Here is a 15,776-nt window from a genome sequence, read left to right as displayed (position 1 = left end):
TATTTGCGGAGAGAGAGGGATTCAAACCCCCGGAACGGACAAGCCGTTCACCGGATTTCGAGTCCGGCCCAATCGGTCACTCTGGCATCTCTCCTAGTTGCTAGAACTTCCTACAAAGGTACGAAAGAAAATCGAAAGCCGAGATTTGTAGATTCCTATAAATTCCAGCATCAAACACAACCGCGCAGTAAAAGAAATGATAGGACTTCATTCAACGCAGAGGAATGAAGATCTTTCCGACGTCAGAAGCTCTCCCAATCCTTAATATCGTAGAGCGAATAGGCTTTCCCCTTTGGGTAGTAGTCCTCTATCTTTTCACTTCGAGGAGTAGATTTATCTAGAATAGTGAGCGTCCGACTCTCTTCTAGTTCATCATCATCCCAACCATTTCGATTCACGGAATGCTCTACATAAGCAACTACTTTGCCCTCCTCTAATTTATAATAAACCTCCTGAAAACTAAGTCCGCCCGAGTGTTCCTCATAGTACCGAACAAACCCATCTGAGTAGTAGGCATAGTCAGCAAGCCCACCGGATATTCGCTCGCAGATCAGTTCTACAACACCATCTACATAGGAGTAGACTCCATACCAATTATAATGCCTAACCTTCTCCTTCATGATGAGCAATTCGGGAGAACCATTCCGGTCGAGGTCTACAAGCTTGTAAACATACTCCTCGGGCTTGAACTCCTTATCATACTCCTCCCGCCACATCTTCCCTATGGACTCCTGTAGCGAAGGCTTCTTATCGGGTCGGGGACAAAAGGCTGACAGCAACAATGCCACAGCACAAATAAATATGTTTACGCTTTTCATAAGAACAGCATTATAGGTTATTCTCTAAAGAATCGGCCTCATCTTCATCGGGAGTCTCCTCTACTTCAGAAGGTTGTGGTTGTGTCTTCTCCGTCGAATCCTCCTCTATCATCTGAGGTTGCTCGGGGAGAGTATCCGTAGCAACTGCGGGATTGGACTCCTCCGGTCTAGCAATAGTATGAGGTTTAGCCACTACGGGATTGTCATCAATTGTAATCACAGGAATCTCTCTTCCCTCAGATTCATTCACCCACATATCCTTAGGACCGGGATTGATAATAATAGGCATGTTGGGCTGAACGTATTTCACGAGTTCTAAGATATTATCGTTGTGGATACGAACACACCCATGGCTACAGCGCCGACCAAGAGCCCATGGAGCGCAAGTTCCATGAATACCTACCGGCAGATTCTTATCCCCTTTGATACGAATAAATCGTGGGCCGTATTGCCCTCGAACAGGGCTTGTGTAGCCGTTATCGTCCGTATAAAGCCAGTCGGTACTATCAAATGTTTCTCCAGCATAGAAGAAGCCTTCGGGGGTACGGCAGTCGCCTTTCTTTGCTTTATGCCCATAGTTGCGAGCGCAAGCGCAGGTGTACTCCTTCTCCTTGACTCCGTAGCGATTGTAGAGGAGCACGCGCATAGAAGCCTTGTCCACAACGATGAAATAATCAAATCGATTGTTCATCAATCGCTCACAATAGGGCAGGTTCTCGCGAGCCATTCGGGGTAAAATTCCCTCCTTATATTGCTTTGCATGGCTCGATTTTTCCATATAGAGGAGAGCCTCGTCTGCATCAAGAAAGGCGTGGTAAAGCGTATCGTTCGCCTCCCATTCAGCCACTTGCTGCTCAATAGAGAGCGTATCCGGCTCTACGATTGTATCTGTAGGAACGATTTGCTCCTGCTCTTTTTGTGAAGACCCCGTACAGCTCCCTAGGAGTAGAAGGAGAGGGGCAATTGCCACTAATAAATACTTCTTCATGAGTTTTTCAAACTTGTAATTTTAGGATTCTACCCCTCACCTCCTCAAAAAGTTGAGGTGTAATCTCTCTAAAATACCCTGCAAATGTACAAAATCTCATCCTAAGCACACCATTTACGCCACAACCAATCCAGAGAATCAAGCCTTTAAGACACGAAAGGAGCATCGTGGATTTTCTTGAGTATCACTCTAAAGAGAGGAAACGCTCCTAGAGAGAATAGGGAGAGCCCTTCGTAATGATTCCGACAAAGTCAGCGAAAAAGGGATTAGGTCTCTCCTTAATAAACTCGTACCTTTGCGCTATGGATATTGTAGTAATAGGGAGTGGAGGTGTTGCCGAAAGCCTCGTTTTCTCTCTGACCCAAGCCGGGGTTGCTCCAAGAGTTATTGTAAGCCCTACACTAGGGCATGCAGAGCGTCTGCGCGATCTCTATGTCCCTGAGTGTACCATCTTGCATGACTTGACGGAGATGCCACGGAATGCGGATATTTACCTTTTGGCTGTCACAGATACGGCCATTGCTTCATGTGCAGCTCAGATGCCCTCCACATCGGGAGTTTGGTTACATACGGCAGCTTGCGTACCCGTAGAGACCCTTACTCAGTATCACCCCGATAGTGGTATCTTTTATTCCCTCAATACCTTTAGTAAAGGGCGCCCTCTCAGTTGGCAAGGCATCCCTCTTTTTGTAGAGCATAGGAGTGAGATTGCCGCCCAAGCCATACAGCAGTTGGCAAACCTATTGCACATGGAGCCTCGCCCTTCTACCCTTACGCTCCGCCAAGAGATCCATGTTGCAGCTGTCTTTGCTTGCAACTTTGTCAATCACCAATGGGCCATTGCTTCGGAATTACTTGAGCAACACCAGATCCCTCGGGAGGTACTGCATCCTCTTATCCAAGAGACGTTGCAAAAGGCGATAACACTCAACCCTAGAGATACACAGACGGGGCCCGCATTCCGTGGCGATACTGCTACCTTGGCAGCCCATCGCGCTTTGCTGGCGGAGAGCAGAGAGGCAATCCGAACCCTCTACGACGTGACCTCACAATCCATTTGGTCAATGTATCACCCCGAGACTTCCCTATCCCATGAGTAGTATCCCCTACAATCTGCAAGAGATTAAAGCCTTTGTTTTTGATATAGACGGAGTAATTAGCCGTAGCACCTGCCCCCTCGACGAGGAGGGTAACCCTCATAGAACGGTAAACGTAAAAGATGGTTATGCCCTACAATTTGCCGTAAAAAGGGGCTTCGTGGTGGGCGTTATCACCGGCGGATACACCCCTGCAATGGCGCTTCGGATGGCACATCTTGGTATCGAAGACTACTACCAACAATCGCGCAACAAGGTGCGAGACTTAGAAGATCTGATGGAAAAACATCAGCTCCAGTCCCAAGAGGTCGTCTATGTAGGCGACGACATTCCCGACTTGGGCGTAATGCGCCGAGTTGGACTCGCTGTTGCGCCACAAGATGCGGCTCCGGAGATTTTGGCCGTGGCGCATTATATCTCGCACTGCTGTGGTGGCGAAGGGGTAGCCCGAGACGTGATAGAACAAACTCTCCGCGCCCAGGGGCTATGGGGGAGCGAAGGTGCCGGACTCGCTTGGTAACGAGTGGCAACAGGATTAGAAAAAGCGTATGAAAGTAGTATTAGCAACTCAATCCCCACGGCGTCACGAGCTTTTTTCGGGGCTGGATATTCCTTTCACAATTCGCCTGATTGAGGGTATAGACGAGAGCTATCCGAGCACACTTCCCATCCGTCAAATCCCCCAATATATAGCAGAGCGAAAGGCTCTTGCCTATCAATCTTCTCTTACAGAAGACGAAGTAGTACTAACGGCAGATACGGTGGTAATTGTGGGAGATAAAGTGCTAGGAAAACCGCATTCCCCCGAGGAGGCGAGGGCTATGCTGCACGAGCTTTCGGGGCGTGAGCACCAAGTCTCTACCGGAGTGGCTCTCATGGGAGCGGATGGCAGAGGCACCTCTTTTGTAGCTACCACCCGCGTTTGGTTTGCATCGCTTAGTGAGGAGCAGATCGACTATTACTTGCGTTCTTACCACCCCTATGACAAGGCCGGAGCCTACGGCATCCAAGAGTGGATTGGCTATGTAGCCATAGAAAAAATCGAGGGTTCGTTTTACAACGTAATGGGCTTGCCCGTGCATCTTGTATATCAGACTCTCCAAAAATGGCAGGTATGCGAAAAAATTTTCGTACCTTTGCCCATCGTTATAGTAGACAAAAAATAGATTATAGGATAAGTAGCGATGAAAAGAACGTTCCAACCCTCGAACCGAAAGAGAAAGAACAAGCACGGATTCCGTGCCCGTATGGCAACGGCAAATGGTCGCCGTGTACTTGCTTCGCGCCGTGCTAAAGGTCGTGCCAAGCTAACGGTTTCGGACGAGTATTAAAACACACAAGGCTCTCTTGCCCTTTCCCGCTGAAAGGAGAGAGTCCCGAGGTCAAGCAGGGGCAAACTCAGGGCGCAGCAAGCGCCGCGAGGACTTGACCAAACAGACCCCTATTGTTAGCCCTCCCAAACTCAGAGTCTCCGTCGTTTTATACGAAGAGGTAGCCTAGTTTGGGAGGTTTTCTTGTTTACAAAGAAATGATAGATCGGCTGCTCTCAAGCTAAAGTTGCCCAACCTAAGAAAATCGATACCCTATAGCTAAATTGGGTTTGTTGCACTTTTGTTGTACTTTTGACAAGAGAAAACAGAATTTTTAGAGATATGAGTAATACCTCCCCTTTGCAACAATCCCTTTCGGAGAAGGCTCCTACCCATTTAAGACCCTTTATTTTTATGGTAATACTGATGGCACTCATCGGTTTTATCACAAGTCTTAATCAACAATTTCAAGCCCCCCTCAAAGAAACTTTTTTGGCAGAGAGTGGTGCGCTCAAGAACGCCTTTGCCACCTTTATTACCTTTTCTTTTTTCTTGTCCTATCTCTTGATGGGGCCCGTAAGTGCTCGTTATTTACAACGCTGCGGCTACAAGAAAACACTGCTCAAGGGGATCGTAGTTGTTGCTTTTTCGCTCATTGTTTTTGAGCTATCAGCCCTCAGTTTCCAATGGATTGGTGAGGGGTCGCTCAATCATATCACTATTGGGAGCATCCGGTTACCTCTAGGATACTTTTTGTTTTTGATAGGGTCGTTCGTATCGGGTACGGGGCTGACCTATCTGCAATCGTCTGTTAATCCCTACGTTGTAGTCTGTAACGTGCCTCATACCACGGGGGTAACGCGTCAGAATATCGCAGGTACGGGCAATTCTCTCATGACCACCTTGGTGCCCCTCTTTGTCGGCTTGGTAATTTTTGGTGGCAAAGAAGGGAGTGAGCTGGAGGTCAGTGCCATTTTCTTACCTATGGCTATCTTGATCCTTTTTGTCAGTCTACTCTATTTTGGAGTAAGGACAACAAATTTGCCCGAATTGCCCAATACGACTGAGACGAAAGGGGAGCATCTAGAGCACTCCGTATTCTCATTCCGTCACCTTACATTAGGCGTTATAGGCATATTTATGTACGTTGGTTGCGAGGTGTGTGTAGGCAGCAATATTGTACTGTACGCACAGCAGGATCTTGGGATCTCGTACGAAATGGCCGTCAAATGGGCTTCTCTCTATTGGTTTTCTATGCTAGTGGGGCGCTTCTTCTCTAGCTTCCTTTCGATGATCAAAGCCCACATACAACTAGCCGTAAGCACCTTCTGTGCAGGGCTTTTGGTCGTGCTCGCCATCCTCCTCAAGATGCCTTGGTTGCTAATTGGGGTAGGGCTTTTCCACTCTCTTATGTGGGGAGCTATCTTCTCTTTGTCCCTCGAGGGACTTGGGAAATACACAGCACGCGCTACAGGAGTATTGCTGATGGGCGTTGTCGGAGGAGCCATACTTCCCTTTACGCAAGGGCTGCTTGCCGACCTATTCCACAGCTGGACTTGGACATGGCTCCTCATCATTGCAGGAGAAGTATACATGCTCTACTACGCTCTTTGGGGGTATAAACCCAAACAGATAAAGAGAGCGTGAAAAAGACTCGGTTACGGGGAGAGTGAATAACCCCTACCGTAGTTGGGCTTTGTAACTCAGTGTTTCCCTTTCTCTAGGCGGTAGACTAGGTTTGCAGTAGATTCTGTATATTTGCCGAGCAGGTATGGAAAAATTACGAGAACTACCTCCCGAAGAACAAGATCTCATAGCCGCTCTTCGTGAGCCGAGCAAGCGTCGCACTGCTTTTGCGACCCTCGTTCGGCAGTATTCGCGCCCTCTCTATTGGCAAATCCGTCGTATTGTAATAAACCACTCTATTGCAGACGAATTGGTACAGGAGACCTTTCTCAAGGCGTGGAGGGGGCTGGATGCCTTTCGGGGAGAATCGAAAATCTACACTTGGCTCTATCGGATCGCCGTCTTCGAAGCCCTCAACTATGCTGGGAAAGCTAAGAAGCGCAGCGAAAACGTTGTGGAGATAACCGAAGAGAATCGTTACCTAGTGGAGAATGTTTCCGGCGATCCCTACTTTGATGGAGACGCCGCCGAGGTGCTATTCCAGAAGGCCATAGCCACACTCCCTCCCAAGCAAAAACAGGTCTTCTTGCTGCGCTATTATGAGGAGAAGAGTTACTCAGATATTGCAGAACTTACAGGCACAAGTGAGGGGGCACTTAAGGCAAGTTATCATCACGCCGTAGCCAAGATAAAACATTATATTGAGGTACACCATTAAACCTTAGCCGCTAAATCTATCCTATATTGTACGAGATATGGGAATTATAATCGAAAAGCATTTCGTCAAAAGATGGGAACTAATAAAGAGCAACTAAACTACGATGCCGAGGAGAGTCGCAGCCACTACACAACTCCCGAAGGGTATTTCGAGACTTTGGAGGAACGTATCATGGCACGTATTGACGAGGAGCCCGTTGTCTTAGAAGAGCAAATCACACCTCCACTAGGCAAGCGGCTTGTGTGGCAACGTCTGCGCCCCTACGTTTATTTGGCAGCCTCTTTCGTTCTTACAATTGGCATGTTTAGGGGATTCCGATACATCCGCTCTCAGCATATCCCAAGCCCTGTAATAGAAAAGGAGGCCAAGCTAGAGCAAGAAAAGGACACTCGATACTACGAACTACTTGCCGGTGAATACACAGAAGAATCCGAAGAGGCAAATCTCTGGTTCATGGATGCAAACTATACTGACTAATAACCTCTCCATAATGAAACAATCAACCCTACGTATTTTCTTTATCACCTGCCTATCGCTTTTCTACGGAGCTATTGCCTTCGCTCAAGAGCCCCCCTCAATACCGGAGCGCAGGGCACTGGCGGCACGGCGAGATAAGTTTGTTTGCAAAGAACTTAGCCTGACAAACGAGGAGTGCACCAAGCTAACCATTATATTACATCAGATGGATGAGGAGCGTATGAATATCTGGGCCGACTTTGGACAGCTCCATATGCAGATCAAAAAAAATCCGCAAGCATCACAGGCGGAGATGGCTCAGTATCTAAAGCTAAAGAGCGAATGCAAGATCAAAGATGCCAAGCTTGTTGAGGAATACTACCTGAAACTCTCCAACGTACTCCCCCCTGACAAACTTCTCGAATTGGATAAGGTACAGAGGCGTTTTGGGCAAGAATTATCGCGAGAAAAACACCTCAAATGATTGTTTTGCCGTACCTTTGAGGGCGGTATAAACAAGGAACAATTATTCAAACGTATAAATAGAACCAATGAGCATAACAAAAGACTACTTTGTATCGTGCAGCTACGACCTCTATGCCGGTCCCAACGAAGTACGAGACTTTATAGAGCAAGCCACTCCCGAGAGCCCCATGCAATACCTACATGGTATTGGGATGATGCTCCCTGCTTTTGAGCAAAAACTAGAAGGCCTCAAAGAGGGAGAAACTTTCGATTTTGAGCTTACTCCCGAAAATGGTTACGGGGAGCGTTTCTCCGATCGTGTAGTACCTCTGGACTACAAAATCTTCTGTGACGAGGATGGGAAATTCGACGAGGAACACGTATTCGTAGGTGCTCGCGTACCCATGCAAACCGCTGATGGACAACGTATCGAAGGCCAAGTGATCGATATGAACAACGAAAAAGTAACCTTGGACTTTAACCATCCTCTTGCCGGTATGCACCTTCACTTCTCGGGCAAGATACTAGAAGCTCATGTTGCTTCTGAGGACGAACGCGCCGAGATTGAGGCTCTTCTGCATCCTCACGGAGGTAGCTGCGGTTGCGGTTGCCACGATGAAGATGGCGAGGGCGGTTGCGAAGGTGGTTGCTGTGGAGGATGCCACTAATCCACCTTATCCCTAAAGTAAATCCCTATAGCTCCCCTCTCCGCTCTAGAAAAGTGGAAGAGGGGAGTTTTATTTTTCACCTATATGAATACATTTGGCCAGCATCTTCGCTTGACAACCTTTGGGGAGTCGCACGGAAAAGCTATCGGTGGTGTACTGGATGGAATGCCTGCCGGGGTTCATATTGACCCTCTAGAGGTGCAGAAATTCCTCGATCATCGCCGCCCAGGCTCCAGTCTGAGCGTTACACAACGCCGAGAGGCGGATAGAGTCGAGGTCTTGTCAGGACTTCTCCCCGATGGCACAAGCACGGGAGCTCCGATAGGCTTTATTATTGCCAACCAAGATGCTCGCAGTGGAGATTATAGGGCTTTGGAGCATCTGTATCGCCCCTCTCATGCCGATTTCACCTACCACGAGAAGTACGGAGTGCCTCCACAACCCGGTGGCGGACGAGCCTCAGCACGCGAGACGGCTGTGCGTTGTGCTGCAGGAGCTATGGCCTTGCAATTATTACAACCCTTAGGGGTGAAAATCTATCCCTATATTAGGGGTATTGGAGAAGTACAGCTCCCCTCGGATGCGCTTACGGATCTTGATTTGGATAAGATATACCACTCTTCGGTGCGCTGCCCCCACCCTATTTGGGAGGCTAAACTAGAGCGCAACCTTACCGAAGTGCGCCGGCGTGGTGATAGCGTGGGTGGACTTGTGGAGTGTCTAGTGCAGGGAGTGCCTGTTGGTTGGGGTAGCCCCCTCTACGATAAATTCTCGGCGCGATTGGCTTTTGCCATGCTCTCCATCAATGCTGTAAAGGGCTTTGAGATAGGAGATGGCTTTGCCCTTGCACGTTGCTTGGGTAGTCATGTAAACGACGTTATGGAGCGCACCGAATGCGGTTCTATAGCCTTTCGTACCAACCACTCGGGAGGCATACAAGGCGGGATCTCTACAGGAGCCGAAATTCGCTTCGCCGTAGCTTTCAAACCCACCCCCACCATTGCACTGGAGCAAGAGACGCTCAACCTAGAGGGAGAGGCAGTACGCTTTGCAGGCACCGGACGGCACGATCCCTGCGTAGCTCTACGCGGTGTAAGCGTGGTACACGCCATGACGGCCCTTGTCTTAGCCGACGCCTACCTAGCCTCCCGCTAACCCAAACTAAGGCTTCCTCTCAAGGCAATAAGGCTTTTCGTGTAGCAAGAATTAAACAGTAAGTAGAATCAATGTATATGATCTGCTGGGTAAGGTAGTCACCTCTGGGAGAATTGTGCAAGACATTGTATCCCCCTATGGTGGAATAGATAGAAAACGGCATTTAGAGATCTGAGGTGATAGTATATAAAGCTTTCCCCCTACATCCATAGAAGTATTCCATGAAAGAGCAGGCTTTTAAGGGATAAGTGCAAAAGGGAATATTTGTATTGAAATTCAGATTATATTTTGAGTATTGAGTATTCCCAGCTCTAAGAGACGATATTTCAAAGCTTCAGACGAAACAGTCGTCACTGCATTTACATTCAGAACGAACTTCCGAAATAAATCTTGATTTACCCGTTGCGAGTCTAAGTATAACGTTGGTTTCCAAATTGATTGTTCCATCTTAAATTCTCTCCAAAGCTTCATTATTAAAGACTGAGGCATTAGTAGATAAGCTGCAAACTTATTAGCTTGTACTTCTAAGTATTGACTCTTAAAAATGGTATTGCAAGACCCTACTTCATAATTTAATTCTGATTCCTCAGCTTCATGGATCCTATTCTCCTCAAATAACTTCCAATGCAAAAGGATATGACCTAACTCATGAGCTAAGGTAAAGGCTTGTCTAGCTCCGTATATTGATGGTGACACATGAACTTGTTTCTCTCGAAAATTACAAACACCAAGGATTTGCTGGCGCTCTAAACTACTGTCTATTAAAATATTATACCCAAGCGATTTTATTATAGATTTTAGAAGATCAATGTTTATCGGCTTATTATCCCTATACTTTTCCAAGGTCTGTAGAGCAACATTCTCTATCTCCTTAGGCGAAATATAAGGGACTGAAGAAGATAATTCGATAGAATGCAATTCATCTAGCAAATAGAGGACATCTGTTCCAATATAGATAGGGGAATCTTGAAAATCCCTAAGACTCGAGACTATAGAAACCCCTAATCTCTTAAAGATATTCCCTATACGAATAGAGGACTTGGTTCTGCTATTTTTCCTCGTAAACCAAACAGGATTGGGATTATCCTGTTTAAGAACACCCAATTTAATACCGGCATCTTTAGCTTTATCAATAGCACCTTGTTGAAAACCATTCGTAGAAAAGCAGATTGCATCATTAGCCCTAACATCCTCTTTTCGCAATATTAGATGATCTATGACCTCCCTCTTTACAGGGTGCTTATGATCCTTACACTCTATTATAGTAAGCTTGTCATATGCAGAGGCTCTATCAGTGAAAATTTTCTCCTCTATAGATATATCTATCTCAAGATCTCTACCTCCTTGAATGCGTTGGAGATATTTCTTTTTACAATAAACACTAACCCCAGGCCTTCCTTCATACACTTGTTTAATATATAAGGCGACATGTTCCTCATATCGATCGCCTTGTTGAATTGAGGTCTCTGGCATCTTCTTTAATCTTTAACTCTAACCTTGCTGAATATGTCATAATCCACCTAAGGAAAGATACAGCTCTTTCCATACATTTGCAATCCAAAAGCCATTATCTAGAAAGTAGATCATAATATTTCAAACATTTCAGTATGAACGCATCTCTAGTTCAAAATTAGAAAGAAATATTTGAATGGGAATTAATATTTGAGGATTCTTCATTCCTCAAACTTTTGTCAGGAGACCAAGCCGAGAGTAGAGTATAACGGATAGTCACTAGTTCGTTCTTTAGAAGAAGAGACTAGGGGGAGAACAAAAAAAGGCTGGGGGAAACCCTCAGCCTTTTTTGTATTCGGAGTAATTGGTAACGCTTAGCAGAGAAAACTCTTGAGCTGATCGCACTTATTCCCTGCACGCAACTTACGAATTGCCTTTTCCTTAATCTGACGAACTCTCTCGCGAGTGAGTCCGAACTTATCGCCAATCTCTTCGAGCGTCATCTCCGGATTAGGACCAATCCCGAAGAAGAGCTTTATAATCTCAGCCTCACGCTCAGAAAGTGTAGAGAGCACTCGATCAATCTCTGTATTGAGCGAGTCGCGCATCAAAGAGCGGTCTGTGCTGGGAGCATCTTCGTTTACGAGTACATCCAAGAGACTATTGTCCTCGCCATCCACAAAGGGGGCATCTATAGAGACATGCTTACTGAACGACTTGAGCGTAACAGCCACTTTCTCTTCGCTTTGATCAAGGATAATAGCGAGTTCCGCAATAGAGGGACGTCGCTCGTTTTCTTGCTCAAATTGCTCAATAGCTTTCTTGATCTTAGCTTGAGCACCAACCTGATTGAGAGGGAGACGTACAATACGAGACTGCTCTGCCAATGCTTGCAAGATGGATTGACGGATCCACCACACAGCATAAGAGATAAACTTAAAACCGCGGGTTTCGTCGAACTTCTCGGCAGCTTTGATAAGGCCTAAATTACCTTCGTCTATGAGGTCGGGGAGGCTCAGACCTTGGTTCTGATACTGCTTCGCCACTGACACTACGAATCGCAAATTGGCACGTGTGAGTTTGTCTTGAGCACGGCGATTGCCTCGGCGAATCTCCTGTGCAAGGCGCACCTCTTCATCCACATCAATAAGCTCTTCTCTACCAATCTCTTGCAAATACTTATCGAGAGACGCGCTCTCACGATTGGTAATGGACTTAGTAATCTTTAGTTGTCTCATATATAATACATTCTTCTATTCTCTCTACGCTTCTCAGCACCATCCATCGCTTGGGGAGATGAGGTTAGCGAAAGAAGACAAGCCTTGTGACAGCTACTATCCCATGCAGAGGCATGCTGCTTCTTTGGAGAGCTTCTACCACAAGTCTTGCTCTTAGTTGTTCTCGGCAAGGGAGGCTTCGGGATGCTATTCTCTAGATAGCTTCGGCGACGCCCTACCTTGCTGTTACGGTACCTATCCGACCGTTACGAGGCAAGAGCCACAGTCCTTTTACAATAGGTCTATAACATAATACTTTGTACGCCCATTGGGGTAAAATCCCTTCAGGAGTAGGCTACCATCTCCTCTGCGGGATTGCTGCACCTGAGTGATGGCTCTACGAGCCTCCTCTACGGAGCGTACCGGTTTATTGTTGACAGAAAGGATGATAAATCCTTCCTTAATGCCTGCGTCTTTGAATTTACCATCACCCACTTTGGCCACGGCTACACCATAAGAAACGCCATACGCACGCTTTTGTTCATTGGTTAGAGCCTTTAGCTGAGCACCAAGCATCACCTTGGGATCATTGTGGATGATCTGCTCCCCACCCTCTTCGTTTTTGAGTGTGACCTTTAGCATTTTAGTGCTACCCTTGCGATTAACGGTTACTTCTACCTTATCTCCGGGGCGACGAATGCTGATGAGATCTTGAAGCTGTGCCATATTCTTAACCGGCTTACCATCTACAGCGGTAATCACGTCATGCTCTTCCATCCCTGCAGAGAAAGCTCCACTGCGCTCAGCAAAGGTGGTTACAACTACACCTTCGTTTACCTTGAGCCCTAGTTTTTCTTTGATTTCGCTCGTAACATCAGTGCCTCCGATCCCTAGTACAGCACGCTGTACAGAACCAAACTTTTTGATGTCGGCCACTACCTTGGCAGCACTATTGATGGGGACGGCAAACGAGTAACCTGCATAGTTGCCCGTTTGAGAATAAATCATCGTATTGATACCCACCAATTCGCCGGCTGCGTTTACGAGAGCACCTCCACTATTACCGGGATTTACGGCAGCATCGGTCTGAATAAATCCACCGATCTTGCTTCCGCCCTCCGAAGCTGTGGAGCGAGCCTTAGCACTTACAATCCCGGCTGTAACGGTACTGGTCAAATTAAAAGGGTTACCTACGGCCAAAACCCACTCTCCAACTTTAAGCGCATCGCTATTACCAAAAGGAATGGTAGGGAGATCTTCTGCATCCACCTTGATAAGGGCGATATCGCTAGCCGGGTCACTACCTATAAGTTTGGCACTGAGGGTACGATTATCGTTGAGGGTAACGGAGATCTTATTCGCATTATCAATAACGTGATTATTGGTAATGATGTAGCCATCGGTACTGATAATTACTCCGGAACCGTAGCCTACAACGGGACGCGAACTGGGGCGATCGAAACTTCCACTTCCCCCTCCGAAGAAAAATTCGAAAGGATCCATATAGCTCTGATCGATCTGCTGCTCTCCCTCTACTTTGATATGTACTACAGAATGCACCGAAGCCTCTGCTGCCGGCACAAGATCGGGTGCATTGCCCACGCTACGGCTCATATCGAAGCCCATAGCGGCATTGCGAAAAGCCCCTCCGTCTACCTCCGTCGAAGCCATTCTACGCTCCGAGCGACGTTCCATTAGAGAGTAAACACCGGCGGATACAGACGCACTCAGGAGAGCAACGCCCATAGCCCCTAAAATGATTTTCTGAATTCGTTTCATAGATCCAAATATACTATCTACAAGTTCTCTATCAACTTTGGAGTGTATCCTCTCGTTCTAAACGAGACAACCTCCAACATAGAGACGATTTTGTGCGACAATTGTTGCTTAGACCTTTTATCATTACATCTATCGGAACCTTCCCTCTCTGTCTAAGAGGAGATCCGCCCCAATCCTTATAACGACCGAATCGACACTTTTCGTATACCCACTACTCTGCAAAGCGACGACAAAAAGAACTAGAGATTGTTTTTCCACACCCTCCAATTCTTCTCTACAAAGAGACTCCTCACATCAGCCACTCCCTCCACAAATGGAAGAAAAGGACTGAAAGGAGGAGTATATAAATCTTTTATTTGAAGGGAGAGATCGAAGACATCTCCCTCAAAAGGTATTATTTCTTCTTACGATTGCCGTAGCGGTTCATGAACTTGTCTACGCGACCAGCTGTATCGACAAGCTTAGCCTTACCGGTGAAGAAAGGATGCGAAGTGTTTGAAATTTCGACCTTTACGAGGGGATACTCTACGCCGTCAATTTCAATCGTTTCCTTAGCTTGAATGGTAGACTTGGTGATAAACACCTCTTCGTTAGACATGTCTTTGAATACTACGGGACGGTAGTTTTCGGGGTGAAGACCTTTTTTCATTGCTCTTATTATCTATTACTTATTCTATTTTTGCGGGGCTTCACCTGCCCATCGTCTGCCGATCTCATCCCCTCACTCCCATGAAAAAAGCAAAGGGCTATCTAAGCAAGATGGGAGAGCTAGGCGCATAGCTATCCGCATATCAGTCGCAAAGGTACTACATTGTTTCGATTCCAACAAATTCCACTTAAACTTAAAGGAACTGTATTTTCCAGTTGTAAGTGCAACGCTTAGATAAACAAAAAACAGGCGCATCAACTTCGAATAGAGACAAGATCAATCTTTATTGAGGTCCAAAGAGACACGATCCAATTGCAGTCACAAGACCTAGAAAATGCACAATCATCTCCAAACCATCCTCATCTCAATTCGTTTTAATACATTTGCACAAAGGACTACAGCGAAGGAAGTTCATACCATAGAAAAATCTAGTCAGCAAAAGGGATTATGAAGTACAACTCTAAGACACAAGCGTTCATACTCTTCTCACTCTCTATTTTGGGTGCAGCACTTCTTCTCAGTTATAAGAAAGAGGGCAAGGAAACTGCGGAAGAGGAGGTAGAGCAGACTACATTGCAGAGATCGGAGGCAAACCACAAGAGACTGAAGACGGTGGTTGATAGTACGTATAGCGATTGGCACGTCATTGTGCAAGAGACTGACATCAAGACCAAACACAGTCGGGTTGGTAGCAAACTCTTGGTCACCATCTCGAAAAGCGGAAAGACACTGTTCAATAAAGAGGTGATCACCCCGAGCATCTTAGACTCATCCCTTGACAATCACTTTCAATTGACCAGCGTATATCTCAAGGGGATCACCAATACAACCGTATATATCTCTCTGGAGGCTTTCTCCCGGGAAACAGATGGGGAGAATTACTTCATTCTCGCGTTCTCAAGAGATGGGAAGTTTAAGAAATACCGGCGACCTTTGTCGCTGGACGACTCAGACTTTATCGTGGATTTTTACATCATGTACACGCATGAAAACCTACAGAAATCTGTAGACAAGGCTTCTTTACAGAAGATCGCAGAGGCTTATGGCACCCCTAATTTTATAGCGCAATTGGAGAAAAACGGCCCCTTATCCATCTATCCGCCCGAGGTTATCTCTCGCTACAAACTTGACGTCGAGATAGAGACCAATACCCTAGAGGATTACGACGACATCTACGAATGCTGCAGAGCCTTCTTCTACCCTAAAGACAAGGATAACCCCATTGGCTCTATGGATGTGGAGATAAAGGCAACCGAAGGAGAAGACGGCGTAGTATTCTACAATCGCATCAACAAAATTAGCCGTTAAGCGCGTTGCCCTCTGCTTACCCAAACGCTCTTTACGGTCGATGCAGGCCGGTCTCTCGTCTATACTTTTT

At 46.6% G+C, this 15,776-nt stretch carries 17 protein-coding genes and 1 tRNA gene; 11 read left to right on the top strand and 7 right to left on the bottom strand.

Features of this window, described 5'->3' with window-relative positions; all coding sequences use genetic code 11:
* Positions 1–6 precede the first annotated feature (6 nt).
* The 3 genes from POREN0001_RS09380 to POREN0001_RS09045 form a co-directional block, all read right to left on the bottom strand.
* Positions 7–94: transfer RNA gene (locus tag POREN0001_RS09380), tRNA-Ser, on the bottom strand.
* Positions 95–242: 148 nt separating this feature from the next.
* Positions 243–818, bottom strand: coding sequence for a hypothetical protein (locus tag POREN0001_RS05615; protein WP_004333943.1), 576 nt, complete (start codon positions 816–818; stop codon positions 243–245).
* A gap of 10 nt (positions 819–828) precedes the next feature.
* On the bottom strand, positions 829–1,806 hold the full coding sequence (locus POREN0001_RS09045) for a L,D-transpeptidase (RefSeq protein WP_052296689.1): 978 nt from the start codon (positions 1,804–1,806) through the stop codon (positions 829–831).
* 302 nt (positions 1,807–2,108) lie between these two features.
* On the opposite strand from POREN0001_RS09045, the gene POREN0001_RS05605 reads away from it, so the two are divergent.
* From POREN0001_RS05605 to aroC, 10 genes are all read left to right on the top strand, one after another.
* A complete protein-coding gene (locus POREN0001_RS05605; protein WP_004333888.1) occupies positions 2,109–2,906 on the top strand; it encodes a Rossmann-like and DUF2520 domain-containing protein in 798 nt (265 codons plus the stop codon).
* Positions 2,899–3,423 (top strand): KdsC family phosphatase, encoded by a 525-nt coding sequence (locus POREN0001_RS05600; RefSeq protein WP_004333899.1) that lies wholly within the window; start codon positions 2,899–2,901, stop codon positions 3,421–3,423. The genes POREN0001_RS05605 and POREN0001_RS05600 overlap by 8 nt, the downstream gene beginning before the upstream one ends.
* Before the next feature lie 28 nt (positions 3,424–3,451).
* On the top strand, positions 3,452–4,069 hold the full coding sequence (locus POREN0001_RS05595) for a Maf family nucleotide pyrophosphatase (RefSeq protein WP_004333907.1): 618 nt from the start codon (positions 3,452–3,454) through the stop codon (positions 4,067–4,069).
* An 18-nt stretch (positions 4,070–4,087) separates the two neighbouring features.
* A complete protein-coding gene (rpmH, locus tag POREN0001_RS05590; RefSeq protein WP_004333961.1) occupies positions 4,088–4,234 on the top strand; it encodes a 50S ribosomal protein L34 in 147 nt (48 codons plus the stop codon).
* Positions 4,235–4,555: 321 nt separating this feature from the next.
* Positions 4,556–5,860, top strand: coding sequence for an MFS transporter (locus POREN0001_RS05585; protein WP_004333995.1), 1,305 nt, complete (start codon positions 4,556–4,558; stop codon positions 5,858–5,860).
* A gap of 124 nt (positions 5,861–5,984) precedes the next feature.
* Complete coding sequence (locus POREN0001_RS05580) at positions 5,985–6,557, top strand: RNA polymerase sigma factor (RefSeq protein WP_004333998.1); 573 nt, start codon at positions 5,985–5,987, stop codon at positions 6,555–6,557.
* Positions 6,558–6,629: 72 nt separating this feature from the next.
* Positions 6,630–7,034, top strand: coding sequence for a hypothetical protein (locus POREN0001_RS09040; RefSeq protein ID WP_004334004.1), 405 nt, complete (start codon positions 6,630–6,632; stop codon positions 7,032–7,034).
* 13 nt (positions 7,035–7,047) lie between these two features.
* Positions 7,048–7,497 (top strand): hypothetical protein, encoded by a 450-nt coding sequence (locus POREN0001_RS05570; RefSeq protein ID WP_004333893.1) that lies wholly within the window; start codon positions 7,048–7,050, stop codon positions 7,495–7,497.
* Positions 7,498–7,564: 67 nt separating this feature from the next.
* The gene (locus POREN0001_RS05565) at positions 7,565–8,146 is read left to right on the top strand and encodes an FKBP-type peptidyl-prolyl cis-trans isomerase (protein ID WP_004333892.1); all 582 of its coding nucleotides are present in this window, start codon (positions 7,565–7,567) and stop codon (positions 8,144–8,146) included.
* Positions 8,147–8,230: 84 nt separating this feature from the next.
* On the top strand, positions 8,231–9,301 hold the full coding sequence (gene aroC / locus POREN0001_RS05560; RefSeq protein WP_004333960.1) for a chorismate synthase: 1,071 nt from the start codon (positions 8,231–8,233) through the stop codon (positions 9,299–9,301).
* Between the two features lie 276 nt (positions 9,302–9,577).
* On the opposite strand, the gene POREN0001_RS05555 is transcribed toward aroC, so the two are convergent.
* The 4 genes from POREN0001_RS05555 to POREN0001_RS05540 all read right to left on the bottom strand — a co-directional run bounded on the left by POREN0001_RS05555 (position 9,578) and on the right by POREN0001_RS05540 (position 14,398).
* The gene (locus POREN0001_RS05555; protein WP_004333976.1) at positions 9,578–10,774 is read right to left on the bottom strand and encodes an ImmA/IrrE family metallo-endopeptidase; all 1,197 of its coding nucleotides are present in this window, start codon (positions 10,772–10,774) and stop codon (positions 9,578–9,580) included.
* Positions 10,775–11,127: 353 nt separating this feature from the next.
* Complete coding sequence (locus POREN0001_RS05550; protein ID WP_004333914.1) at positions 11,128–11,991, bottom strand: sigma-70 family RNA polymerase sigma factor; 864 nt, start codon at positions 11,989–11,991, stop codon at positions 11,128–11,130.
* Positions 11,992–12,261: 270 nt separating this feature from the next.
* Positions 12,262–13,749, bottom strand: a complete 1,488-nt coding sequence (locus POREN0001_RS05545; RefSeq protein ID WP_004334013.1) for a Do family serine endopeptidase — start codon at positions 13,747–13,749, stop codon at positions 12,262–12,264.
* A gap of 394 nt (positions 13,750–14,143) precedes the next feature.
* Positions 14,144–14,398 (bottom strand): type B 50S ribosomal protein L31, encoded by a 255-nt coding sequence (locus POREN0001_RS05540; protein ID WP_004333980.1) that lies wholly within the window; start codon positions 14,396–14,398, stop codon positions 14,144–14,146.
* Between the two features lie 447 nt (positions 14,399–14,845).
* On the opposite strand from POREN0001_RS05540, the gene POREN0001_RS09035 reads away from it, so the two are divergent.
* Entirely contained in the window at positions 14,846–15,706 is an 861-nt protein-coding gene (locus tag POREN0001_RS09035) for a ferredoxin reductase domain-containing protein (RefSeq protein ID WP_004333993.1), read from the top strand.
* Positions 15,707–15,776 lie beyond the last annotated feature (70 nt).

The sequence above is a fragment of the Porphyromonas endodontalis ATCC 35406 genome (genome assembly GCF_000174815.1).
GTDB classification, from domain to species: domain Bacteria; phylum Bacteroidota; class Bacteroidia; order Bacteroidales; family Porphyromonadaceae; genus Porphyromonas; species Porphyromonas endodontalis.
This window is presented reverse-complemented; position numbering and strand designations above follow the sequence as displayed.